We start from the raw sequence: 23,991 nt of genomic DNA on the forward strand, positions 1-23,991 counted from the left end.
TTCAAATAAGGCCTTTTCATTAAAGAACGACGAAATTACATGCCCCATCCCATCACATTCAATGACCCGACCTTAATGTTGCTTGATTCAAAAATTTTTCGAAACTTCAGGCAAATTTTAACGCAGGTCTCGCGATGGTAAACCAATTGCTAACCGACAGGTTCTAATTTGAACGTTCAACGGTTCGATCCGGAATTTTCTGCTGGCTCAAATTCAACACAGGATGGTATTAATTAACTAATGCAATCCGGGGCGAGTAGAATTCAGGTCGAAGGGAAACGCGCCGGTATCGGCTAAATTTGATTGCAGAAGGGAAACACAGAATGCTGCGATTTCCATTCACGGTGGGCCAGACGATGAAGCTGAAAGCAGCTGCAACGGTTGCGATAGCTGTGCTCGCCTCAACGCTGACAACTGGTTCCGCACTGGCTGATGCGCAATTTCGCCAATGGGTCGCCAGTTTTCGCCCTGTCGCCATAAAGGCAGGTGTTTCACCGTCCACTTTCGACCGCGCATTTCGCGGCGTGGATGCGCCAGACCCGGTGGTTCTGCAGAAAGCACGGTATCAGCCGGAATTTACCGAACCTGTCTGGAATTACATCGATAACCGGGTGAACGAACAGTCCGTCTCGGTTGGCCAGAGCATGGCCCGGAAATGGGGACCCTGGCTTCAGCGTATCGAGCAGCGTTTCTCGGTCGATCGCAATATCCTGCTCGCCATCTGGTCGATGGAAAGCAATTACGGCGAAATCCTCAAACGTGACGACGTCATGCGCGATACGGTCCGCTCACTGGCCACGCTTGCCTATGGCGATCCGAAGCGCGCCAAATACGGCCGTACCCAGCTGATCGCTGCCATGAAGATCCTCCAGACAGGCGATATCGATCGCGGACATCTTTCCGGTTCCTGGGCCGGTGCGCTCGGTCATACGCAATTTATCCCGACCAGCTATCAGGTCTATGCCGTCGATATGGACGGCAACGGCAAGCGCGACATCTGGAATTCAATTCCCGATGCGCTTGGCACAGCGGCAAATCTGCTACATCGCAATGGCTGGCAACCGGGCCGTAGCTGGGGCTACGAAGTCGCGCTGCCGCAGGGACGCAAGTTCCCTTCCGGCTCGCTTTCGATCGCTGAGTGGCAGAAGATCGGTCTCGTCCGGGCCAATGGGCGCGCCTTCCCCGATCCTAACGAAAAGGCTACACTGAAAGTGCCGGATGGCCGTCAGGGACCTGCCTTCCTGATGACGAAAAACTTCTTCGTCTTGAAGCGTTACAACAATGCCGACAAATACGCACTTGCTGTCGGCCTGCTTGCCGACCGCATCGGTGGTTACCAGGGACTGCGGCAGGACTGGAACCGCCCGTTCACACCGATCACCATGAACGAGCGTCAGGAGCTACAAACGCATCTGAAGGCGCTCGGCTATTATGACGGCAATATCGATGGCAAGATCGGCTCCACCTCGCGGGCAGCTATCGAAGCCTTCCAGCAGCGCAACGGGCTTCAACCGGATGGTCATCCAAGCAAGGAAGTCCTGTCGGTTCTGCGCCGTCGTTAAACTGTCGGATTGATCGAATGGAGCGCACTTTACCAAAAGTGCGCTCATTATCTTTTTCAGGATTGCCAAGCTATTATGCAAGCCATGAAGACGAAACGGATGCGTGGAAATCGGACTGTGACCAAGCTTGTAACAGCTTTCAGCATCGTGCTGGCGATGACAGCGCTGCTGTTTTCTGACATCGCCACGGCATCCGCACAGGAGCGGCCGAGAACGCTTTTCGATCTCCTGTTCGGCTCGCGGCAAGCGCAGCCACAGCGCCAATATCAACAGCCAACGCCGCAACGCGCACGACCAAAGGCCAAGCGCTCCAAAGCGAGTTCTCCCGCTTCACGCCCGACACCACCACCGGCGGCAAGCCCTGCGGTCGAGTTTGTGGAGAAAAAGCCGGACGCAAAGAAGATCCTCGTCGTTGGTGACTTCATCGGCAATGGCCTAGCCGAAGGCCTCGATGTCGCTTTCGCGTCGGACCCCAACTTCCAGATCGTAACCCGAATAAATGGTTCTTCCGGCTTTGTTCGTAGCGACCATTTTGATTGGCCCGACAATATCGGCAAGATACTGGACGAGGAGAAACCGGCTGCTGTCGTCGTGATGATAGGCTCTAACGACAGGCAGGCGATCACCGAGAAGGGCGCGAGCCTACCGCCCCGGTCGCCGGAATGGAACGAGGAATATCAAAAGCGTGTCACCGCCTTCATCAAGGTGATCAACGACAAGCATTTTCCTCTGGTCTGGATCGGGCAGCCGCCGTTTCGCCCGAAAGGCATGTCGCAGGATATGCTGGCGCTCAATGAAATTTATCGTACAGCCACCGAAAAGGCGGGGGGGAAATTTGCTGATGTCTGGGATGGCTTCGTCGATGAGGACGGAAACTTTACCCAGACTGGCTTCGATATTAACGGTCAGACCGCGCGTTTGCGCGGCAATGACGGCATCAACATAACTTCAGCCGGCAAGCGCAAGCTCGCTTTCTACGCTGAAAAGCCGCTGCGAGCCTATCTCGGCGGTGCAAAGGACGAAGACCAGCCTCTGCCTGCGGCAGGCACTCATGACCCGTCCAAGCCCGTTGATCGTGTAGCGCCGGTCAGTATTCGCGACATCGACAAGGATGAAAGCGGCGTTCTGCTTGGCGGCAACCTCGTTGCGCGTCCGCAAGTTCCACGCCCGGCCCGGAATGAGAGCAAGCCTTCACCCGGACGGGCAGACGATTTTTCCTGGCCGCAGAAGGGCGCAAATCCCTAAATTTTTGAGCCTAACCAGTATGATCGAGCTGTCACTTTATTGATAGCCAGCGGCTTTCTCTATCCAATATGATTCTAATTACTACATTCCGCGCTGTTCACAGAAGCGCTCGCATCGTCTATCAGAAGCCACCGTCTGCCTGAAAAGGCTGGACAGGAAGGACGCTCTTCTGCACTTGCGGGAATTATTTTTCAGCGTCCGCCAGAAACAAGAGGCGTTTGAATGAATATCGCATCAAAGCCTTCTGTCGATCCACATCGGGAGGAGGAACCCCATCTTGCACGCAATCTTTCTAACCGACATCTACAGCTGATCGCCATTGGCGGTGCCATCGGCACCGGCCTTTTCATGGGGTCGGGCAAAACCATTTCACTAGCCGGGCCTTCGATCCTGCTCGTCTATGCCATTATCGGCTTCATGCTGTTTTTCGTCATGCGTGCACTGGGAGAAATCCTGCTGTCCAATCTCGAATATCGTTCCTTTGCGGACTTCGCAGGCGATTATCTCGGACCGTGGGCGCAGTTCTTCACCGGCTGGACCTATTGGCTGTGCTGGATCGTAACCGGTGTGGCCGATGTGGTTGCGGTTTCGGGCTATGTTTCGTTCTGGTTTCCCGAACTGGCGCTCTGGATACCCGCGCTCGGGCTGATCTTCACGCTTCTGGCGCTCAATCTGCCTACCGTGCGCAATTTCGGTGAAATCGAATTCTGGTTCGCGCTTATCAAGATCATCGCCATCGTCGGACTGATCATTGCGGGTGTGTACATGCTCTCGACCGGCTTTACCCTGCCCAATGGCAGCCAGGCATCGGTCGCCCATCTGTGGAACCATGGCGGGTTCTTCCCCAACGGTTTCCTTGGCTTTGTTGCCGGTTTCCAGATCGCGGTTTTCGCTTTTGTCGGCATCGAGCTAGTCGGTACTGCCGCTGCAGAAACCAAGGACCCAGTGCGCAATCTGCCCAAGGCGATCAACTCAATTCCGATCCGCGTGGTGCTGTTCTATCTCGGCGCGCTATTCGTCATCATCACCGTCATTCCTTGGGATCAGGTCGACCCGAATTCGAGCCCGTTCGTTGCCATGTTCTCGCTGGCGGGTCTTGGCATCGCAGCCCATGTCGTGAATTTCGTCGTGTTGACTTCGGCAACGTCGAGCGCAAATTCCGGCATTTACTCGACTTCGCGTATGATCTACGGCCTTGCCACTTCCAAACTCGCGCCGAAGGCGCTCGGCAAGCTGAACAAGCGGAAAGTACCGGTGAACTCGCTGTTCTTCTCGTGTGTTTTCCTGCTCGCAGGCGTGGTTCTGCTTTATGCTGGCCAGAGCATCATCGAAGCCTTCACAATCGTCACGACGATTTCAGCGCTGCTTTTCATCTTCATCTGGTCGGTCATTCTGGCGTCATATCTGCAATACCGTCGCAAGCGCCCAGACCTGCATGAAAAGTCCACTTTCAAAATGCCCGGCGGGCGCGCAGCCGTCGTGATGGTCTTCGCCTTCTTCGCCTTCATTCTCTGGGCGCTGGCGCAAGAACCGGATACTGCAGCCGCACTGAAAGTCACGCCGCTTTGGTTCGTGCTTCTCGCCATCGCCTATCTGGTGATGAAGTCGCGACGCGGCCAAAGCTGATCCCCAAAAGACACAAAAAGCCCGGAGGAAACTCCGGGCTTTTTATTTTCAGTGTGCTCATTAAAGCTGATGAGATTGCGGCGCTGGCGAGCCAAAAATGATGGAGTTTGAGAACCGGAGCGGAGTGTACTGGAGGTACATGAGCACCGGATGCGCAAAACAACGCCATTTGCAGGCCGCTAGAGCCGGAATATCGCAGCTCTAACGCGGTAGAACGGAACTCCCCATCAAATCAGCATCGATGGCGTGTGCCGCTTGGCGGCCTTCGCGGATTGCCCAGACAACCAGCGACTGGCCGCGGCGCACATCACCTGCCGCATAAAGCTTATCGACATTGGTGCGGTAGTCACGCTCATTGGCTTTGACCGATCTGGAACCGCGACGGTCGGTAACGATGTCGAGCTTTTCGCCCAGTTCCTTGACCACGCTGTCTTCTGCCGGTCCGGCAAAACCGATTGCGATAAAAGCAAGATCGGCCTTGATGAAGAACTCCGTTCCAGCAATCGGCTTGCGCTTTTCGTCCACCTGACAGCACTTCACATGCGTGAGGCGGCCTTCTTCGCCGATGAATTCCAGCGTTGCGACCTGAAACTCGCGGGAAGCGCCTTCCGCCTGGCTGGAGGAGGTGCGCATCTTGGTCGCCCAATAAGGCCAGACGCTGAGCTTGTCTTCCTTTTCCGGCGGCTGCGGACGAATATCGAGCTGCGTAACGTTCACTGCCCCCTGACGGAAGGCCGTGCCCACGCAGTCCGATGCGGTATCGCCACCGCCGACCACGACGACGTGCTTGCCACCAGCGAGGATCGGAGCCGAAGCCCATGCAACGGATTCGATGTTCTCGCGACCGACGCGGCGGTTCTGCTGCACCAGATAAGGCATGGCGTCGAAAACGCCTTCAAGATCGGCACCGGGAATGCCTGCGGGACGCGGGGTTTCGGAGCCGCCGCTGTAAAGCACGGCATCATAGGTATCGAGAAGACCCCGCAGCGGCTTGTCGACGCCGATATTCACGCCGCACAGGAAGCGGACGCCCTCACCTTCCATCTGCGCCACGCGGCGGTCGATGTGGTGCTTTTCCATCTTGAAATCAGGAATGCCGTAACGCAGCAGACCGCCGGGGCGGCTTTCGCGCTCATAGACATCGACCATGTGACCGGCGCGCGCCAGCTGCTGTGCAGCGGCAAGCCCAGCCGGGCCGGAACCGATGATGGCGACCGACTTGCCGGTCTTGTTGGCGGCTGGCTGCGGCACGATATAGCCAAGTTCATAGGCCTTGTCGCCCAGCGCCTGCTCGACCGTCTTGATCGCAACCGGCGTGTCTTCGAGGTTCAGCGTACAGGCTTCCTCGCAAGGCGCGGGGCAGACGCGACCAGTGAATTCCGGGAAATTATTGGTCAGATGCAGGTTGCGGATCGCCTGATCCCAGTTGTTGTTATAGACGAGATCGTTCCAGTCCGGGATCTGGTTGTGCACCGGGCAGCCCGTCGGGCCATGGCAAAACGGAATGCCGCAATCCATGCAGCGTGCCGCCTGCTTCTGCACTTCACCATCCGTCATCGGAATGGTGAATTCACGGAAGTGACGGATACGATCCGACGCTGGCTGGTACTTCGCTACCTGCCGGTCGATTTCAAGAAAACCAGTTACCTTACCCATTCTCTTACTCCCCTCGGCCTGCGACCAGCGCATGGTCGGCTTTGCCGGAAGTTGCCCTGTCCGCCGCATCATCTTCCAATGCGCTGGCTTGCAAGGACGTTGTTATCTCTCACGTGGCGAAGGGCGCCCGACCCGAAGGCCGGGCTCCACTTTTCAGGATCGTGTCCTATTCAGCCGCAACACCGATCTGCATACGCTCCATCTCTTCCAAAGCGCGGCGGTATTCGACCGGCATGACTTTCACGAATTTGGGACGATAGCTCTCCCAATTGTCGAGAATGTCCTTCGCCCGCGTCGAGCCGGTGTAGTGCAGATGATTGGCGATCAGCTGCACCAGACGTTCCTCATCATGATGGGTCATGTTGGCTGAAACGTCCACACGGCCCTTGTGCATAAGGTCGCCGCCATGGTGATGCAGCTTTTCGAGAATGTCGTCTTCTTCCGGTACCGGCTCCAGCTCGACCATCGCCATGTTGCAGCGCTGGGCGAAGTCACCTTCCTCATCCAGCACATAGGCAACACCGCCCGACATGCCCGCCGCAAAATTGCGCCCCGTCTGGCCTATGACCACGACGACACCGCCGGTCATGTACTCGCAACCGTGATCGCCCACGCCTTCGACAACCGTGACCGCACCGGAGTTACGGACGGCGAAACGCTCGCCGGCAACGCCGCGGAAGTAGCACTCGCCTTCAAGCGCGCCGTAGAGCACCGTATTGCCGACGATGATGGAATCTTCGGCGACGATACGCGTGTCTTCCGGCGGGCGGATGACGATGCGACCGCCCGAAAGGCCCTTGCCGACATAGTCGTTGCCATCGCCGATCAGCTCGAACGAAACACCACGCGCCAGGAACGCACCGAAAGACTGGCCAGCCGTACCGCGGAGCGTAACGGCGATGGTGTCTTCCGGCAGACCCTTGTGGCGGAAGCGCTTCGCAACTTCACCGGAAAGCATCGCACCAGCAGAACGATCCACATTCTTGATGGCGACATCGATCTTGACCGGCTGGCGGTCTTCCAGCGCGGGCATAGCTTCGGCAATCAGCTTGCGATCAAGGACATCCTCAATCGGGTGATGCTGACGCTCGGTCCAGTAGATTTCGTGCTTCTCGGCTTCAGGCTTGTAGAAAATGCGGCTGAAATCGAGACCCTTGGCTTTCCAATGGTCGATCATGGCCTGCTTTTCCAGAAACTCGGTCTCGCCGATGATCTGTTCCAGCTTGGTGAAGCCCATCTCTGCCAACAAAGCACGCACTTCTTCCGCCAAATAGAAGAAGAAGTTGATGACATGTTCCGGCGTACCCTTGAAGCGTTTGCGCAGAACCGGATCCTGCGTCGCCACGCCCACCGGGCAGGTGTTCAGATGGCATTTGCGCATCATGATGCAACCGGCGGCAATCAGCGGAGCGGTCGAGAAGCCGAACTCGTCGGCACCGAGCAGCGCACCGATGATGACATCGCGACCGGTGCGCAGACCACCATCGACCTGCAGGGCCACGCGAGAGCGAAGCCCGTTCAGCACCAGTGTCTGATGGGTTTCGGCAAGACCGATTTCCCAAGGGCTTCCGGCATGCTTCAGCGAGGTGAGCGGCGAAGCACCCGTACCGCCATCATAACCCGACACGGTGATGTGGTCGGCACGTGCCTTGGCAACACCGGCAGCAACCGTGCCAACACCCACTTCCGACACCAGCTTGACCGAGATATCGGCAGCCGGATTGACGTTCTTCAGGTCGTAGATGAGCTGCGCCAGATCTTCGATCGAGTAGATGTCATGGTGTGGAGGCGGCGAAATGAGGCCTACACCCGGCGTCGAGTGACGGGTCTTGGCGATAGTCGCATCGACCTTGTGGCCCGGCAGCTGGCCGCCTTCGCCGGGCTTTGCGCCTTGCGCGACCTTGATCTGGATCAGATCGGAGTTGACGAGATATTCCGTCGTCACACCGAAACGGCCCGATGCCACCTGCTTGATGGCAGAGCGTTCTGGGTTCGGCTTGCCATCCGGCAACGGATAGAAGCGATCCGGCTCCTCACCACCCTCGCCGGTGTTCGACTTGCCGCCAATGGCATTCATGGCGCGCGCCAGCGTTGTGTGGGCTTCTCTGGAGATCGAGCCGAAGGACATCGCACCCGTCGAGAAGCGCCTGACGATTTCCGTTGCCGGTTCGACCTCATCGATGGAAACCGGCTTCAGACCACGCTCGTCAGCGAAACGAATGTTGAACAGGCCGCGAATAGTCTTCGCCTGCGCCGACTTGGAGTCGAGCATGCGCGTATATTCGGTGAAGGTCTCCGGATTGGAGGTGCGCACTGCATGCTGCAGTCTGGCAACCGCATCCGGCGACCACAGGTGAGCCTCGCCGCGCATACGGTAGGCATATTCACCGCCAACTTCCAGCGAGGTCAGCAGAACCGGATCGCTGCCAAAGGCATCAGTGTGGCGACGTACGGTTTCTTCCGCGATTTCATCGAGACCAACGCCTTCAATGCTCGTTGCCGTGCCGAAGAAGAACTTGTCAACAAAGCCCGTTTGCAGACCAACTGCATCGAAAATCTGCGCGCCGCAATAGGACTGGTAGGTCGAGATGCCCATCTTGGACATGACCTTGAGGATGCCCTTGCCAATCGACTTGATGTAGCGCTTGACGACTTCATTCTCGTCAACTTCCGGCGGGAACTCGCGACGGCGATGCATGTCGAGCAATGTGTCGAAGGCAAGGTAAGGATTGATCGCCTCGGCACCGTAACCGGCGAGGCAGCAGAAATGATGTATTTCGCGCGGCTCGCCCGATTCCACAACGAGGCCAACCGACGTGCGCAGGCCCTTGCGGATCAGGTGATGGTGCACGGCTGCCGTCGCCAGAAGAGCCGGGATCGGAATGCGGTCCGGACCAACCTGACGATCCGAAAGGATGACGATGTTGTAGCCACCGTGAACAGCCGCTTCTGCACGGTCACAAAGGCGTTCGATAGCGCCGTGCATACCGGCTGCACCTTCACCCGAATTATAGGTGATGTCGAGCGTCTTGGTATCGAAGCGGTCTTCCGTATGACCAATGGAGCGGATCTTTTCCAGATCGCCATTGGTCAGGATCGGCTGGCGCACTTCCAGACGCTTGCGGCGTGACGTGCCGACAAGGTCGAAAATATTCGGACGCGGGCCGATGAAGGAGACAAGGCTCATCACCAATTCTTCGCGAATCGGATCGATCGGTGGGTTGGTGACCTGCGCGAAGTTCTGCTTGAAATAGGTGAACAGCATCTTCGACTTGTCGGACATGGCCGAGATCGGCGTATCCGTACCCATCGAACCGATGGCTTCCTGACCAGTCGTAGCCATGGGCGACATCAACAGCTTGGTGTCTTCCTGCGTGTAGCCGAAGCTCTGCTGGCGGTCGAGCAGGCTCACATCCTTGCGCAGCGCACGCGGCTCGACCGGATTAAGGTCTTCCAGAATGAGCTGCGTGTTGGCGAGCCACTGCTTGTAGGGATGCTTCTGCGCGATCTGGGACTTGATTTCCTCATCTGAAACGATGCGGCCTTCTTCCATATCGATCAGCAGCATGCGGCCCGGCTGAAGGCGCCACTTCTTGACGACTTTCTTTTCCTCGACCGGCAGAACACCGGCTTCCGAAGCCAGAATGACGAAATCATCGTCCGTCACGATATAGCGCGCTGGACGCAGGCCGTTACGATCAAGCGTCGCGCCAATCTGGCGACCGTCCGTGAAAGCCACGGCTGCCGGACCGTCCCACGGCTCCATGAGCGCCGCATGATATTCGTAGAACGCGCGGCGTTCATCCGACATCAGCTTGTTGCCCGACCATGCTTCCGGGATCAGCATCATCATCGCGTGTGCGAGGCTGTAGCCGCCCTGATGCAGGAATTCGAGCGCATTGTCGAAGCAGGCCGTGTCCGACTGGCCTTCGTAGGAAATCGGCCAGAGCTTGGAAATGTCGTTGCCGAACAGTTCCGAGTCGACTGAAGCCTGGCGTGCAGCCATCCAGTTCACATTGCCGCGCAGCGTGTTGATTTCGCCGTTATGCGCAACCATGCGGTACGGATGTGCAAGACGCCAGGACGGGAAAGTGTTGGTGGAGAAGCGCTGATGCACCAGCGCTACCGCGCTTTCAAAACGCGGGTCCTTCAAATCCTGATAATAGGCACCGACCTGATAGGCGAGGAACATGCCCTTGTAGACGACCGTACGTGCCGACATGGACACGACATAGAAGCCCTTATCGTCGCCGTCGTTTTCCTGATAGATACGGTTGGAAATGACCTTGCGCAGAACGAACAGGCGGCGTTCGAAATCATCGTCCGTCTCCAGCATCGGATTGCGTCCGACGAAGAGCTGAATGTGAAATGGTTCGGTTGCGGCGATATCCGGCGCCTTGGAAAGCGATGAATTATCAACAGGCACTTCGCGCAGGCCGATAAAGGTCTGGCCTTCGGCAGTGATGACTTCCTTGACGATCTCTTCAATATGGGCGCGCAGTTCCGCATCGCGCGGCATGAACAGATAGCCGACGCCATAATGGCCGGGCTGCGGCAAATCGATGCCCTGACGCGCCATTTCCTCGCGGAAGAAGCGATCCGGAATCTGCACGAGAATGCCAGCACCATCGCCCATCAGCGGATCGGCACCAACGGCACCGCGATGGGTGAGGTTTTCCAGCATCTTGAGGCCGTTTTCCACGACCTGATGCGACTTCTTGCCCTTCATATGCGCAATAAAGCCAACACCGCATGCATCATGTTCATTGCGCGGATCGTAAAGTCCTTGCGCTGCGGGCAAACCCGCGGCTTTCGTTTTTCGCGTCGTTCGGTTGGGAGCGGTCGTCGCAGCTTTGACCGTTCCGTTCTGTACGTTGTGAGAAACCACATTCGATACAGATGGCGTCAAATGCGTCATCGTCATTCCCTCCGTTTGGCCCTCATCATGAGGTGCGCGATCAGTATATACCGAGATGGTGCGACAACCATCCCGCCGTTGATTTACATATAAAGGAAGCCTTATCGACAAGGCGTTGGACGAGGCTCCGGGCGAGCGGCAAGGCCGGTGCGAGGAACGATGTTTAGCGCCTTATTCTCATCAGGCTTGGACAGACGACACTCAGCCCACCAGAAAATGGCGCACTAGAATTCCTCCTGTCGCGGTCGGGGCGCCTGTTACCGCCAGACTATGTGTCTGCCAGTACGGCGCCTCTTTCTGAAACTTTTCGGAGAGCGTTGCGGCGCTTCCGTTTGCATCAGCGTTTAATTGGACAGCATTGCTGTCCTAATTACGTATGACAGAATTCAAATTGCCTCACAAGATGGAAACGCAATTTTTCTCATCATCTTCCGTAATAAAATATCAAAAGCCGTGATTTTACTGGATTTTAATTGCGTTTAGCCACCATTGCGTCAGTTTGGCGCGCTTTCGTTTGCTTCAGGAATGCCTAAAAAATAGGCAGACTGATGACATTTTTCGCGTAAGCCGGGCCTTAACCACTTCTGTCCGACAGGTTATAGAAATGTCGACTGTGCGATAGCCCATTCAACCCATCTGGAGAAACACGTGCATTTTGCGTCAGACAATTGGGCAGGCGCCCATACCAAAATCGCCGAGAGCCTTTCGTTGCATGCTGCGGGTTTTGCAGCAGCCTATGGCGCAAGCGAAATCGACAAGCGCGTAGAACAACGCTTCAACGAATTGTTTGAGCGCGAAGTTGCCGTGTTCTTTGTCGGAACCGGAACCGCAGCCAACTCGCTGGCGCTCGCCAGCGTCAATCGCCCCGGCGGGGTATCGCTGGTCCACCGTGAAGCACATGTGATTGAGGACGAATGCGGCGCGCCTGAATATTTTACCGGCGGCGCCCGTTTGCATCCAATTGACGGCGCGCATGGCCGTATCGACCCCGAGCTTCTCAAGCGTGAACTGAAGCGGTTCAATCCAGCTTTCGTTCATGCCGGACAACCCATGGCCGTCAGCATCACGCAGGCGACCGAAGTTGGTACGCTCTATCAGCCCGAACATATTGCCACCATTTCCAAGATCTGCCGCGATGCGGGCCTGCCGCTGCATATGGACGGTGCACGTTTTGCTAATGCGCTTGTTTCGCTGAACATGACGCCTGCCGAAATGACCTGGAAACAGGGTGTGGACATCGTTTCCTTCGGTGGCACGAAAAACGGCTGCTGGTGTGCCGAAGCGCTAGTCTTCATGGACCCCACCCGCGCCAAGGACCTTCCATTCATCCGCAAGCGCGCAGCACAGCTTTTTTCCAAGACCCGCTTTGTCGCGGCGCAGTTTGACGCCTACTTGCAGGATGATCTCTGGCTTGAACTAGCCCGCCATTCCAATGCACTTGCAACGCGCCTCGCCGGTCATATCAATGCGTCGAGCCAGATGCGCCTTGCCTGGAAGCCGGAGGCCAACGAGGTCTTCGCCATCATGAAACAGTCAGTCTATGACCGCCTGCGCAATGCCGGAGCGATCTTCTACGACTGGAACCCGCCACATTCAGAAGTGAACCGCATCAGTGACGGTGAAATTTTCGCCCGCTTCGTGACGAGCTTCGCCAACACGGAAGAAGATGTCGACCGGTTCGCCGACTTGATCGCCTGACGCTCTGTAGAAGCTATGAAGACGAAAAAGGCGGCGCTTGAAGCGCCGCCTTTTCTTATTCCTTATCCACCGAGCTTAATGAGCGATTTTTGCCTCAATCTGCTGAGCGCTGTCAGAGCCAGCCTTGGTAACTTCGATCTTGCGCGGTTTCATCTGTTCAGGAATCTCACGCTTGAGATCAATGTGCAGGAGACCGTTCTTGAGGCTCGCACCGGCGACTTCAACGAAGTCGGCGAGCTGGAAACGGCGCTCGAAAGCACGCGAGGCAATACCACGATAGAGAACTTCGCCAATATCGGAAGCATTTTCATCTGCCTTCTGACCCTTGATGGTCAGCTGGTTGCGATGTGCTTCGATTTCGAGTTCGCTTTCGGAAAAGCCCGCGACCGCCATGGTGATGCGATAGGTGTTTTCACCCGTGCGCTCGATATTATACGGCGGATAGGACTGGTTACCCTCCGGCGAAGCGAGCGTATCAAGCATGGTGAAAAGCCGATCGAAACCGACCGTGGAACGATAAAGCGGGGAAAAATCTACGTGACGCATGTGTTAGCCCTCCTTTAGAGCGACATGATGCTTGTTTCAGCATGATCTTTTCCGAAACGCGCTGGTGTTTTCGGGATCATACACGGCGGCGAAACTCCCTTCTGGCGAATTCCTTGATGCCGGCGGCCCCTTTCAGGCGACCGCAAAACTCATTTGGGAACGGTTCTTTTTCATTTCAAGGCCGCGCGCGCGTGACGATTGCGAAACGCGGTCTACACGGGCTGTCACTTTGCGTAACAACTCCTGATCTATAGGGGCCTACATTTTGGGCGATCCGCCGCACAATGAACCCAAAATGAACATCATCTTTGGCGAGCGTTCAGCTGCTTGGGGCTAATGTCCCACCATGCCTGCTGCAAAGCGGGTTCACTAAAGGATCACGGTTATGAAAAAAGCTGTTCTCGCTTTTGCCGCACTTGCTACCGTCGCAACCGGTTTTGCGACATCATCCCTTGCAGCCGACAGCGGACTGCGCGTTCAGGTTCAGTATTATGATGATGACGGCTATCGTCCGCCGCGTCCTTATCCGGGCCCGCGGCCCGGTTGGGATGGTGGCCCGGACCGCCGCCCAGGCTGGGGCGACGATTATGGCCGCCGCGACATCATGGGACCGCGCCGTATCGCGCGCTCGCTGGAACGCCGCGGCTATGATGTCGGCGATATGCGCCTTAACCGCGACACCTATTTCGTTCGTGCCACGAGACCGAACGGTCGCCGCGTCATCGTGATGGTCGACGCCTATTCAGGCCGCATCGTCGGCGAACGCCGACCTGGCGGGTACTAAGCGTTTTTTTAGAATTCTCTCCACAGACCAGCCAGCGTAACGTCCCTTGCACCGGCTGTTCTTTGAGCCGGAAGTTCGCTCTCGAACTTCCGGTTACTTTTTATCATCAATTGCCCCATTATGCTGACAGCACTATCCCAACCTGAAACAGAAAGGCCCGCAATCGGATGTCGGAACTGCTTTTCGAAACCGATGCGAATCCCATTCCGCACGGAATAAAGGCTGGCCTGCTTGAAGCGAAGGGCGGCAAAACCCTGCGCTATGCCATCCTGAAAGCAGAAACGAGGCCGTTACGGGGAACGGTTGTCCTGCTTCAGGGACGCAATGAGTTCATCGAAAAATATTTCGAAACCATGACCGATCTGAGCGAACGCGGCTTCGCGGTCGTGACTTTCGACTGGCGCGGACAAGGCGGCTCGCACCGGCTGCTGAAGGATCGCCAGCGCGGCTATGTCCGCAGTTTCGACGACTATTCCGACGATCTCGACCTTATCCTTGACCAGATCGCTTTGCCCGACTGTCCCCCGCCCTTCTACATCCTCGGCCATTCGGCTGGTGCGCTCGTGGCGCTTTCCTCGATGGGCAGGCTGACATCGCGCATCAGTCGCATGGTGCTTTGTGCGCCCTTCATGGGGCTTGATGGACAAAAGCTCAGCGATGACAATGTACGCCGCATCGCATCGGCCTTTCGATGGCTTGGCCTTGGCCGGGTTTATGCTTCCGGCGGGCGCAGGCTGGCCTCACGTCCCTTTGCAGGCAATCCGCTAACCAGCGACCCGGCGCGCTTCATGCGGAATATGGAAATCCCACGTCTTAACCCGGAACTTGCGCTTGGCGGTCCGACAGCTCGCTGGCTCTGGAGCGCTCTCGAAACGTCTCGGCGCATCAATCAACCGGATTTCTATAATGGACCCACAGTACCTGTCCTCATCATTGCCGCTGGCGCGGACCGCGTGGTTTCCACGTCGGTGATCGAACGCTTTGTCGCGCGCACGCGCAATGTCTCGCTAACGACAATTACCGGCGCACGTCATGAGATGCTTCAGGAAGCCGACTTTTATCGCGAGCAGCTCTGGGCTGCCTTCGATGCCTTCATACCCGGATCGTCGGAAGTGGAAACCATGCCGGAGACCATTGAACCCTTGGCCTCCGGTATTTAAAGCCTGTCGCGCCCTATCATATTCAAACGACATGCTTTCAGCTTTTATTTTTACGCATGTCTTTCTCCCAAAACCGGTTCCCACTTTTGGGAGAAATGCTTTAGCTATTCAGCAGATCAAGCGCTGCCCTGTGCAGGTCAGGAGAGGCGGCGGCGATAACATTACCGCCCTTTTCCGCCGGGCTGCCGTCACGTTGCGTCACCACGCCGCCAGCCTGCTCAATCAGCGGAATGAGAGCGACAATGTCATAAGGCTGCAGACCGGCTTCAACGACAATATCGGCAAATCCGCTTGCCAGCATCGCGAAGGCATAGCAATCAACCCCGTAACGCGACAGTCGAACAGCGCCTTCCAGACGATCAAATCCCTTACGACTTTCACCTTTGAAAAGAGCGGGCGTCGTCGTGAACATCGTTGCATCGGCCAAGGCGGCATTCCTGCGCACGGAAAGCCGACGTGGCACCCCATCGGCCCGCTGGAGATAAGCGCCATCACCATCGCTGTAGAACAGTTCGCCTGTGAAGGGTTGTGACATCATTCCCGCCTTGGCGTCGCCATCGACAGTCAACCCCAAAAGCGTACCCCAGACCGGCAGGCCGGAAATGAAGGCTCGGGTTCCGTCAATGGGGTCAATGACCCAGACGTGGCTACGGTCGATATTCTCCGGCCCGTATTCTTCCCCCAGAATACCGTGGTCAGGAAAAACACTGCCAATAACTGCACGAATCGCACGCTCTGCCGCCCGATCCGCTTCGGTCACCGGATCGAAACCGACGCTATATTTGTTGTCGATTTCCGTCAGCTGACGAAAACGCGGAAGTGTTTCGCGCGCCGCGGCGGCAGCCACTTCAGAAAAAAATGCCTTGTCGATCAGCAACCCCGAACTCCTGTTTCCAAGACATGGCGCATGCTTATGCAAACCATGCTAATTTTGCCTACGTATTGAGCATACTGAAATTAGCTCAAAAAATATGCGTACTTTCTTGACGTTAGCGCCATTCAGACGTAACTTAAATCCCAGACAGGTTTTCCTGTCGATGCCTTTCGGGGCATTTCCTCCCTAGTCTTTGACCGCGCTCGTATCGTTCGGGCGCGGTTCTTTTTATCTGCGAGAAGCGCTCGACGGAACGGATTATTCCGCTGCCAGAGGTGGGGCGATAAAGAGATCATCCGGCAGGGATGTCAGATCGCTCAGGAACCCGTGCAGATCGGCACAGAGCGTTTCGAAACCGGCAAGCTTGTGCAGGTTCTGCTCGTTCACATAGAGACTGCGATTGATCTCAATCTGCAAGGCATGGCAGGCCATAGCAGGCCGTCCGTAGTGCTCCGTGATAAACCCACCAGCATAGGGCTTGTTGTGCGCAACGGTGTAACCCAGATCCTGCAGCAGATCGATGGCAGCCTGCGTCAGCCTTTCGCTGCACGACCGACCGAAACGATCACCGACAATGAAATCCGGACGCGATCCGACTTCACCGGGCCTCGCGCCACCAGGCATCGAGTGACAGTCTATTAAAACCGCATAACCAAAACGCTGGCGAGTGGATTGAAGCAACGCTTCTAAGGTTTGGTGGTAGGGCTTGTAGAGGCCTTCGATACGGTAAAATGCTTCGGCGAGCGGAATGCGCCCCGGATAGATTAGCTGCCCCTCACCGACCAGACGTGGCACTGTGCCGAGCCCACCGGCAACACGCGCCGACTGACTATTGACGAAAGGCGGCAACGGCTCGGCGAACATGCGTGGATCGAGTTCATAGGCCTCGCGGTTCACATCGAGAAACGCACGCGGGAAATGCGCCTTGAGCAGCGGGGCACCGAGCCGCATGGCCGAAGCAAAAAGCTCATCGACATAACAGTCTTCCGAATGGCGTATGCTCACGGCATCGAGGCGCGAGGCTTCAACGAAGGAATGCGGATAGTAACGCCCGCTATGCGGTGAATTGAAAACAAACGGAATACGCTGTTCCGCCGGAGCGCATATCTCGAAGGGCGGTATCAGACTAAAATCGCGCTCCAAACTCATTCTTCACCCGTTTTCGACCGGAACATTCAGGCCATCCGACAACAATCCACGTCAGTAACGCAATAAATTACGTCAGACAGCCCATGCGTGCAAATGGCCGGAAGACGAATCTTGCACCCCTTGCACGGCGTGCATATGCGACAATCCTGTCACACTGAACAGCTTGTTGCCAAATACGCGCCATAACAATTAACATTCGCGCGAGCATTCATTCCATATTTACCAAAGAAGCGTTTTCTACGGTGGATATTGAGTCGTTAAGGGTCAGCTTTTGGGCGATGAACACGACACAGAATTCGGACGGAACAATGAAGAGAATCCTTCTAGCTGAAGATGACAATGATATGCGCCGCTTCCTCGTCAAGGCGTTGGAAAAAGCCGGGTATCACGTGACGCACTTCGACAATGGTGCGAGTGCCTATGAAAGATTGCAGGAAGAGCCTTTCTCCCTTCTGCTGACCGACATTGTCATGCCGGAAATGGACGGCATCGAATTGGCGCGCCGCGCGACGGAAATCGATCCAGACCTGAAAATAATGTTCATTACCGGCTTTGCGGCTGTTGCGCTTAATCCCGATTCGGACGCGCCACGCGACGCAAAGGTGCTTTCCAAGCCGTTCCACCTGCGTGATTTGGTGAACGAAATTGAGAAAATGTTGATCGCCGCCTGAGGCGATCCGGCGGATTCGCGGCTCTTTGTTTTGTCATCAACAAAAAGACGAAAAAACTTCAAAAAAGAGCATTGACGGGCGCAACGCGATATGGTGTATGCGCCACATCGAATGGGCGTGTAGCTCAGCGGGAGAGCACTACGTTGACATCGTAGGGGTCACAGGTTCAATCCCTGTCACGCCCACCATTCGATCCCTCAATCATTCCAGTAAGTTACGCGGATTGGGCTTCGGCCGTGTAGGCCGCCCAACATACAGTTTTGGTAGCGCTTTTGGTAGCGGGGCTGTTTTTTAGGGCGTTTTTCGGCCCATTTTCAACTTCGTGTGTATGACACATAGAAAAGGCTCTCGGCATAAATCATACACAACGTATGATTTTCATTGACTTTGCGTCATACACATGTGAATAAGATGTTGAACTAGCGTTGTTATCTTGTCTGCCGGCCATCTTCGATTTTGCCATGCAAGGCTAAAACGAATCATGGCCGCTTGACGAGTAGGACAAATCGGTGCATCGTTGTGTGGTTCGCAGCAAAAATCTGTGAATGCGGGTTCGAAGCCGCAAAAGCCAACGGCGCCGAAGCGCCATAGAAGCACCTTTCTACGGGCGCTTTTTCTATGGTCGGGCGTAACGGGGAACCGCGAGGTTCGCTGTGTCCGTTGGCACAGTCTTCGAACCCGTTATTGCCCGGCCACCACGTTTCGAAGCGTGACGTCGGGTTTCACTCTAACCAACGGATGAAACCAAATGACCAATTTTATTCCAACCACTTCTCTGGCCGTTATCGATGGCGAACCGTGCATTCTCGACGTGGATCTGGCCGAGCGCTTAGATTTTGGCCGCTCGACCAGTGTTCGCATTCTCATTGAACGAAACAGAGACGAGTTAGAGATGTACGGCAGTTTGCATCGCCGCGATGCAAACCCCGGTAAGCAAGGCGGACGCCCCGGCAAAGCCTACTATCTGAATGAAGGCCAAGCGCTCGTTATTTGCGCACTGTCGCGCACGCCGAAGGCGGCGCAGATCCGCAAGCTCATCATCGACGTGTTTATGGACTGGCGCCAGGGCAAGCTGGTCCACGTCAAGGAACACAACCGGCGCCCGCCAGCGCCACGCGTTCCTGAATGGTCAACGTTCAAGTTGCAGCTATTGAGGGGTGGCCATGCGAGGATCGAAGCGATCGTGCCGTTTGATGTGGCGCTGGAGTATTTCAACACGTACAGGCAGTTGAACGTCGCAAGCTAAAATTGACGCCCACTACTTTTCAAGTGATAACCCTCTTAACGGAGGGTTATCATGCGCAACAAAATTCGATTGGTGATATTAATATCGTCTTTCCTACCCGCTGTTTTCGCAGTCGCCGACGAAAGAGAAGCGCTCAATGAAAGCGGCTATGTATCAATATGGCGTGGGTATGCGGCAATACCTACGTGCGTTCACGAAAAGGACCATTACAAATTCGGCGCGGTTCTTTTTGTTTGTGACCAGTTCACCTACGATTACCCGTACTATTACGGCGACGTAACGTTAATGGCGAGCACAAATAGCAATATTGCGAGACTTTGTTTTGACGAAAGCCCGAACAACGATTGTCTAAAAGGCACATTGTACCGGCATTAACCGTACATAGCTGCCAAATCGCTGAACAAGGCGCGTCGCCGCTCCATGTCTGCGGCGTCGCGTTCGGCTTGCGCTTGCTGTTGAACGGCTCTGGTTTGCAAGAACCCGGCCATAGCGTCTCCGACAGTAGGCGGCGTGAATGTGGCCGCTTGCGCGTTTGCGTACATATCCTGCAGTGTTGGCGCGACGGGTGTTGTCTCGACCGTACGAGCGGGGACGCCGCCAAGCGATCCTGCGGCGCCTGAATTGGCGTTCGAGCCAGCTGCAAGTTGTGGCTGCGGCCGGTTCTGTCCTTTGCCGCGGACACCGGCAAGTTCTATGTGCCAATTTTCATTATTCAGCGGAAACGCCAACCCGAACCGTCCCGCGTTTTCGTGCGCCCATTGACGGGCGATTGGCGTCAAGTACTTAATATCGGCTGCATATCCGTGATTGTGATTTGAACGCCCTGGAGGCGCTACCCATTTACGGGCTGCTTCCGGGCTCCCATATTTTGTCAGCGCCTGGTTCCACAACTCTGTTTGCCGCTGCGGTGACCGATAGCCTGAATGTACGCGCAGTTGCTGCTGAATGTCAGGTGGTGCCGCCGAAAACATCTGCTGGAGCGCTGACCCGAAACGTGGGTCCATGCCGGAAAAGCTATCGGCTCGAAGAGCACCACCTACCGCGTAAGGTTTCCAGAAATCCGTTGCCACTGTTACCTCCTACTGCGCAGCGTTACCAATGATTGCGCGGATGAGTGGGTCTTCGAGCTGCGGAATGGCACGCTGCACGGCATTCGGAGCAGCTTGTGTCGCAGCTCGCGACCCACCGGACAGAATGATGTCTGTCAGATCCTGCAACTGCCCGCGCTGTATTGCTTCGGAAATTGCTTTTCCGGCCATACCTGTTAAGTACGCTGCGCCAGCGCCGATCGGACCGCCTACGGCCGCGCCGGTTGGGCCGCCCAGATACCCGCCGAGGGCTGCGCCTGCCGACCCGCCTGCGCCACCGCTCAACCCGAGAGACACAACGCCCGTTGGGGCCAATTTACCTGCCAGACGCGCCCAATTCTGGCCCTTCGTTCCCGTAATAATCGTCTTCAGCGCGTCTTCTTCGTCGGACGTCCAGCCGCGCATGAGCTTTTTATTTTGCTGCATGCGCAAAAAGCCTTGTCGTGTGGTGTTCTCAATGTCCGCCCCGCTACCCTTTGATGCCGCGCGCAGTGCGGCAGCGTCAGTTATGGTGTCGATATCGTTCACCTTAAATTCGCGTTGCGCGAATTTCCGCGCTTCCTGCAGAGCGTTCGCGGTCTTCGAAGCGTCGCCCGTCAATACGCCAGCCAAATTTGGGTTAGTGGCTGCTCGTTCGATTGCGTCATCGATCTGGCCGATAACCTCGCTCACCATGGCGTTGTTGTGCTCGGCGCCGGGAGCGCTCGACCAGCCGCTGGATGTCGTTTTCCGCAAATTATCCAAGTCGCGAACGCTCATTACACCTTGCTTGTTGTCAACAAAGTCCCCCAGACGCTTCAGAGGTGTGTTGACCCCGGGCGACATGTCGACGTTTCGCGACACCTGCATTGCGCCGTCGATGTCGTTTTGCAAACGTTCCGTAAACTTCGGTCCGTACGTCGTCCCCGAATTATCGACGGCGTCGTACGCAGCACGTTTAGCTGCCGATACATCGTCAACAGTAGGGATCGATGGCCGTTTGTTAAACGCGCCAGCAATTTTCTGCCCGGCCGCAGAAAGCCCCTCCACGGCCATGCTGCCGCCCCCGCCAGCAAGTGCACCGAACAGCGCTCCTTTCAGTGGATCCTCGTCGCGCGCAGCTGCCCCGACAGTACCGTAAGCGGCTCCCTCGCCCGCCGCCAGTCCAGCGCGGGCCAAAAGTCCCTTGACGCCAGTCATTGCGTCAGTGCCAAACCGGCCAAGTAACGTTACCCCTTCACTTCCAAGCTTCATTGGAACGACGGCAGAAGCGCCGATATCAACTGCGGTCCCTATCGGACCTGCGTTTTGGCGCGCTTGATCGGTGAGTTGTCGCTCGCGTTCTGTTCCGTTACCGCTGGCCCAACCTGCTATGCGATCTGCGGCCCCGAACGTAAGCCCGTTCGCTGCGATACGCGCGAGATCGTCCGCACCTTCCGCTATCTTGCCCAAAGCGGTCGGCGGTTGCTGGCTGCCTGTGGCTTGGCCGCCAGGGACGCCGGTATTGTCGCGAACGTCTTCCGGCGCGACGGAGGCCGGAGAGTTACCAACCGTCGCGCCGGTATTCACCGCAGGCATTGCTGCGGGAAGTGAGCCCAACACCTCGGCGATCTCATCATCCGTCGCATCATCCGGAAACTCATATTGTTGACCTTCAAATTCGATCTTCATGGCGTGACCCTCCGGAGGCGGCCATCGGGACCGCGCTCAAACCGAGCTGGTGCGGGAGGCGTAGGGGGTGATGGAGGTGAGGGCGGCGTAACCGCCGACCCCGTGTCGGTGTCGCCTTCCTTTTTCCCCGCAAGGGCCGTTCTGAGTTTTTCAGTTGGGTCGTAATTACGGAGGTATTCGTTTTTCGCAGCACGCCACCCTTCATCCAGTCGGCCATGCTCTTTTACGTACTCCGTCCGCAAGTTGTTCAGGTCGATAGCCCGCTGCTGCGAACCGATGTAATATTGCGCCAACAGAGCATTGGCCTGCGGTGTGTTTCCGAGCGAAATACTCATGCTCTTGAGATATTCACGGTCAGCGTCGGACATCGCGCCCGGCATACCTGCGCCGGAACTTGGGTCGCGAAGCTTCAATGCAAGCTGATTGCCGAGCGCATTCAACATTTCGGCGGGCGCAGTGTCTCCCATGTCGACCCCGAAGGCGTTAAGCATCTTGCGGAGTTGAAGTTTGGCGTTAGCCATGGAGCCCTGATCGACGTTCGGATTTTGCGCAGCGGCGAGGATCACGTCATAAGTCTTCCGATCCGCGAGCGCAGTTGACGCGGCCGAAGCAATGGTCGCGTTTTCCTTCGCGAGATCTTCATCATTGACCGCGTCATAGCGGCTCTGCTGCTGGCCGCGTCCGAGGGCGCTGATCCGGGCGTCGTATTCCCCGATGCGCGGATCTCCTGCCGGGAGCGCCGCACGCTCTGTCTGCAGCTGCGCCAGTTCTGAAACGCTCCCCTTGTTGTATGGCTGCTGCCCGATAGCATCGTTGCGCGTTACAAACTGGGGCGTTCCGTCGGGCCCAACAACTTGCTCGACTGGCACGTCGTGCATCACCTTTGCTCGTTGTTGATCTGGCGTTAACTGACCAAAAACGGCCGCTTGCACTTCGTCCATTGATGGTGCTTTCGGAGCGCCGCTGACTTCTCCGACCGTCGGAAGCCCGATGGTTGCAGCGATGTTCTCGGGAACTTCTGGCCGTACTTGACCAGGGTTCAACGCTCCGTACAGGCTCGCAATAGTGGACCCACGTACAGTGTTCTGGTTGTTCGCTACAGATGTAGCCGCAGAAATATCTTGGCCACGCCGCGTCGTTTGATCCCCAAGATCGACCGAATAGTAGCTCTGGTTTGGTGCGTATGCACCCGCCCCAATGCCCATGCGGTCAAGAGCCTCGCGCGCGACGCTCGGGTCGTTCGCCGCTTGAAAGAAATCGGCCAGACGGCGCGCTTCGGCGTTCTTCGCATTCGCCGCGGCCCATCCCGCAGCGTCTGAACCGCTTGGCGGGGCGAACAATGATGCGAGATTTGAAGCGGCCTGTGCGAAGCCGGGGTCGTTATAGTAACCGTTAGATCGGATCGGCATTAGAATAACCCCGTCTTGTTTCCGTAAAGACTATACAGGCTCGAACTGGCTCCAGCCGGTGCGGTTTTGGCAGCGGCGGCCCCACCGAACGACGGCAGCGAACCGCCGCCAAGTCCAGCATTTACCGCTAATCCGCCCCCGAGCCCGAGAATGTCACCGAACATCTTCATGCCATTGCCTGCGCTGTTGGCTGCTTCCAGTTCGTAGGGAAGAATGCCGCTCGAACCACGTTTGAAGCCGCCGATCACGCCGACTTGCGTTGCGTCCCGTGCCTGATCCCGACCGATCGAGCCGATCAGATCTCCGAAGCTGCGCAGATTGCCGAGATTTTTTGCGTTCTGGTTTGCGAAATCTCTGGCCTTGCCGCGTTGCTTCGCTTCTTCCTGAACGACGATGTTCGAACCGGACTGCGGCATGATCATCGCGGCCGTATTTTCATCGTTCGCATTGCCTGCTTCGATCTGCTGCTGCGCGAAGTAATCGCCAAGCTGCGTAGCTTTGTCTTCCTGCTGGCCGCCGAAATCCTTGTATCGGTCCTGCGACTGCGTATTCAGCGCAGCCGCTTCCTGATCAAGCCCTTGCTGGCGAATGCGTTCAGCCGCCATTGCGTCGTCGCGAGCGTTCTGGACCTTGTTCGCCGCCATCGTGTTAGCGACGGTGGAACCGGCTGTCAGGGCGATACCTGCTATCGTAAGGGGATCACACAAGT

17 protein-coding genes and 1 tRNA gene are annotated in these 23,991 nt (G+C 56.6%); 9 read left to right on the top strand and 9 right to left on the bottom strand.

Going from position 1 to position 23,991, the window contains the following annotated elements; translation table 11 throughout:
* The first annotated feature begins 323 nt into the window (after positions 1 to 323).
* The 3 genes from MKS82_RS23845 (at position 324) to cycA (ending at position 4,433) form a co-directional block, all read left to right on the top strand.
* Entirely contained in the window at positions 324 to 1,562 is a 1,239-nt protein-coding gene (locus MKS82_RS23845) for a lytic murein transglycosylase (protein WP_240579367.1), read from the top strand.
* 99 nt (positions 1,563 to 1,661) lie between these two features.
* Positions 1,662 to 2,807: an SGNH/GDSL hydrolase family protein gene (locus tag MKS82_RS23850; protein WP_109988878.1), complete on the top strand. Its 1,146-nt coding sequence runs from the start codon at positions 1,662 to 1,664 to the stop codon at positions 2,805 to 2,807.
* A gap of 222 nt (positions 2,808 to 3,029) precedes the next feature.
* Positions 3,030 to 4,433: a D-serine/D-alanine/glycine transporter gene (gene cycA / locus MKS82_RS23855; protein WP_109988879.1), complete on the top strand. Its 1,404-nt coding sequence runs from the start codon at positions 3,030 to 3,032 to the stop codon at positions 4,431 to 4,433.
* A 201-nt stretch (positions 4,434 to 4,634) separates the two neighbouring features.
* Here cycA and MKS82_RS23860 read toward each other — a convergent pair whose 3' ends face one another.
* Both MKS82_RS23860 and gltB read right to left on the bottom strand, forming a co-directional pair.
* Positions 4,635 to 6,089: a glutamate synthase subunit beta gene (locus tag MKS82_RS23860; RefSeq protein ID WP_109988322.1), complete on the bottom strand. Its 1,455-nt coding sequence runs from the start codon at positions 6,087 to 6,089 to the stop codon at positions 4,635 to 4,637.
* Between the two features lie 166 nt (positions 6,090 to 6,255).
* Positions 6,256 to 11,007 (bottom strand): glutamate synthase large subunit, encoded by a 4,752-nt coding sequence (gltB, locus tag MKS82_RS23865; protein ID WP_109988331.1) that lies wholly within the window; start codon positions 11,005 to 11,007, stop codon positions 6,256 to 6,258.
* A 648-nt stretch (positions 11,008 to 11,655) separates the two neighbouring features.
* Between gltB and MKS82_RS23870 the strand changes: the two genes are divergently transcribed.
* Positions 11,656 to 12,705, top strand: coding sequence for a threonine aldolase family protein (locus MKS82_RS23870; RefSeq protein WP_109988321.1), 1,050 nt, complete (start codon positions 11,656 to 11,658; stop codon positions 12,703 to 12,705).
* Between the two features lie 75 nt (positions 12,706 to 12,780).
* On the opposite strand, the gene MKS82_RS23875 is transcribed toward MKS82_RS23870, so the two are convergent.
* Complete coding sequence (locus MKS82_RS23875) at positions 12,781 to 13,251, bottom strand: Hsp20 family protein (protein WP_109988320.1); 471 nt, start codon at positions 13,249 to 13,251, stop codon at positions 12,781 to 12,783.
* A 385-nt stretch (positions 13,252 to 13,636) separates the two neighbouring features.
* Here MKS82_RS23875 and MKS82_RS23880 point away from each other — a divergent pair, with 385 nt between their 5' ends.
* A complete protein-coding gene (locus MKS82_RS23880; protein ID WP_109988319.1) occupies positions 13,637 to 14,035 on the top strand; it encodes an antifreeze protein in 399 nt (132 codons plus the stop codon).
* Positions 14,036 to 14,202: 167 nt separating this feature from the next.
* Positions 14,203 to 15,195, top strand: coding sequence for an alpha/beta fold hydrolase (locus tag MKS82_RS23885; protein WP_109988318.1), 993 nt, complete (start codon positions 14,203 to 14,205; stop codon positions 15,193 to 15,195).
* A gap of 100 nt (positions 15,196 to 15,295) precedes the next feature.
* Here the strand turns inward: MKS82_RS23885 and hisN are convergent, their stop codons facing one another.
* Together hisN and MKS82_RS23895 are read right to left on the bottom strand one after the other, a co-directional pair.
* On the bottom strand, positions 15,296 to 16,072 hold the full coding sequence (hisN, locus tag MKS82_RS23890; RefSeq protein WP_109988317.1) for a histidinol-phosphatase: 777 nt from the start codon (positions 16,070 to 16,072) through the stop codon (positions 15,296 to 15,298).
* A gap of 255 nt (positions 16,073 to 16,327) precedes the next feature.
* A complete protein-coding gene (locus MKS82_RS23895; RefSeq protein ID WP_109988316.1) occupies positions 16,328 to 17,218 on the bottom strand; it encodes an N-formylglutamate amidohydrolase in 891 nt (296 codons plus the stop codon).
* 308 nt (positions 17,219 to 17,526) lie between these two features.
* Here MKS82_RS23895 and cpdR point away from each other — a divergent pair, with 308 nt between their 5' ends.
* The 3 genes from cpdR (at position 17,527) to MKS82_RS23910 (ending at position 19,135) form a co-directional block, all read left to right on the top strand.
* On the top strand, positions 17,527 to 17,889 hold the full coding sequence (gene cpdR, locus MKS82_RS23900; protein WP_002966536.1) for a cell cycle two-component system response regulator CpdR: 363 nt from the start codon (positions 17,527 to 17,529) through the stop codon (positions 17,887 to 17,889).
* A 113-nt stretch (positions 17,890 to 18,002) separates the two neighbouring features.
* Positions 18,003 to 18,077: transfer RNA gene (locus MKS82_RS23905), tRNA-Val, on the top strand.
* 560 nt (positions 18,078 to 18,637) lie between these two features.
* The gene (locus MKS82_RS23910) at positions 18,638 to 19,135 is read left to right on the top strand and encodes a hypothetical protein (RefSeq protein WP_240579368.1); all 498 of its coding nucleotides are present in this window, start codon (positions 18,638 to 18,640) and stop codon (positions 19,133 to 19,135) included.
* Between the two features lie 371 nt (positions 19,136 to 19,506).
* Here the strand turns inward: MKS82_RS23910 and MKS82_RS23915 are convergent, their stop codons facing one another.
* Genes MKS82_RS23915 through MKS82_RS23930 form a run of 4 tightly spaced genes read right to left on the bottom strand, consistent with a single transcriptional unit; the run spans position 19,507 to position 23,989 of the window.
* Entirely contained in the window at positions 19,507 to 20,205 is a 699-nt protein-coding gene (locus MKS82_RS23915; protein ID WP_240579369.1) for a M15 family metallopeptidase, read from the bottom strand.
* Positions 20,206 to 20,214: 9 nt separating this feature from the next.
* Positions 20,215 to 21,873: a hypothetical protein gene (locus tag MKS82_RS23920; protein WP_240579370.1), complete on the bottom strand. Its 1,659-nt coding sequence runs from the start codon at positions 21,871 to 21,873 to the stop codon at positions 20,215 to 20,217.
* Entirely contained in the window at positions 21,870 to 23,282 is a 1,413-nt protein-coding gene (locus tag MKS82_RS23925) for a hypothetical protein (protein ID WP_240579371.1), read from the bottom strand. Before MKS82_RS23925 ends, MKS82_RS23920 begins: the two co-directional genes overlap by 4 nt.
* Positions 23,282 to 23,989 carry a hypothetical protein gene (locus MKS82_RS23930; RefSeq protein WP_240579372.1) on the bottom strand — a complete coding sequence of 236 codons (708 nt, stop codon included), beginning with the start codon at positions 23,987 to 23,989 and terminating at the stop codon, positions 23,282 to 23,284. Before MKS82_RS23930 ends, MKS82_RS23925 begins: the two co-directional genes overlap by 1 nt.
* Positions 23,990 to 23,991: the final 2 nt, after the last annotated feature.

It is taken from the genome of Ochrobactrum sp. A-1, assembly GCF_022488005.1.
Classification (GTDB): Bacteria; Pseudomonadota; Alphaproteobacteria; order Rhizobiales; family Rhizobiaceae; genus Brucella.

Coding starts and splice junctions, on each gene's coding strand:
- MKS82_RS23910 (WP_240579368.1), top strand. CDS start 18,638: ATGACCAATTTTATTCCAACCACTTCTCTGGCCGTTATCGATGGCGAA.
- MKS82_RS23875 (WP_109988320.1), bottom strand. CDS start 13,251: ATGCGTCACGTAGATTTTTCCCCGCTTTATCGTTCCACGGTCGGTTTC.
- cpdR (WP_002966536.1), top strand. CDS start 17,527: ATGAAGAGAATCCTTCTAGCTGAAGATGACAATGATATGCGCCGCTTC.
- MKS82_RS23845 (WP_240579367.1), top strand. CDS start 324: ATGCTGCGATTTCCATTCACGGTGGGCCAGACGATGAAGCTGAAAGCA.
- MKS82_RS23925 (WP_240579371.1), bottom strand. CDS start 23,282: ATGCCGATCCGATCTAACGGTTACTATAACGACCCCGGCTTCGCACAG.
- MKS82_RS23920 (WP_240579370.1), bottom strand. CDS start 21,873: ATGAAGATCGAATTTGAAGGTCAACAATATGAGTTTCCGGATGATGCG.
- MKS82_RS23895 (WP_109988316.1), bottom strand. CDS start 17,218: ATGAGTTTGGAGCGCGATTTTAGTCTGATACCGCCCTTCGAGATATGC.
- gltB (WP_109988331.1), bottom strand. CDS start 11,007: ATGACGCATTTGACGCCATCTGTATCGAATGTGGTTTCTCACAACGTA.
- MKS82_RS23860 (WP_109988322.1), bottom strand. CDS start 6,089: ATGGGTAAGGTAACTGGTTTTCTTGAAATCGACCGGCAGGTAGCGAAG.
- MKS82_RS23880 (WP_109988319.1), top strand. CDS start 13,637: ATGAAAAAAGCTGTTCTCGCTTTTGCCGCACTTGCTACCGTCGCAACC.
- MKS82_RS23885 (WP_109988318.1), top strand. CDS start 14,203: ATGTCGGAACTGCTTTTCGAAACCGATGCGAATCCCATTCCGCACGGA.
- cycA (WP_109988879.1), top strand. CDS start 3,030: ATGAATATCGCATCAAAGCCTTCTGTCGATCCACATCGGGAGGAGGAA.
- MKS82_RS23850 (WP_109988878.1), top strand. CDS start 1,662: ATGCGTGGAAATCGGACTGTGACCAAGCTTGTAACAGCTTTCAGCATC.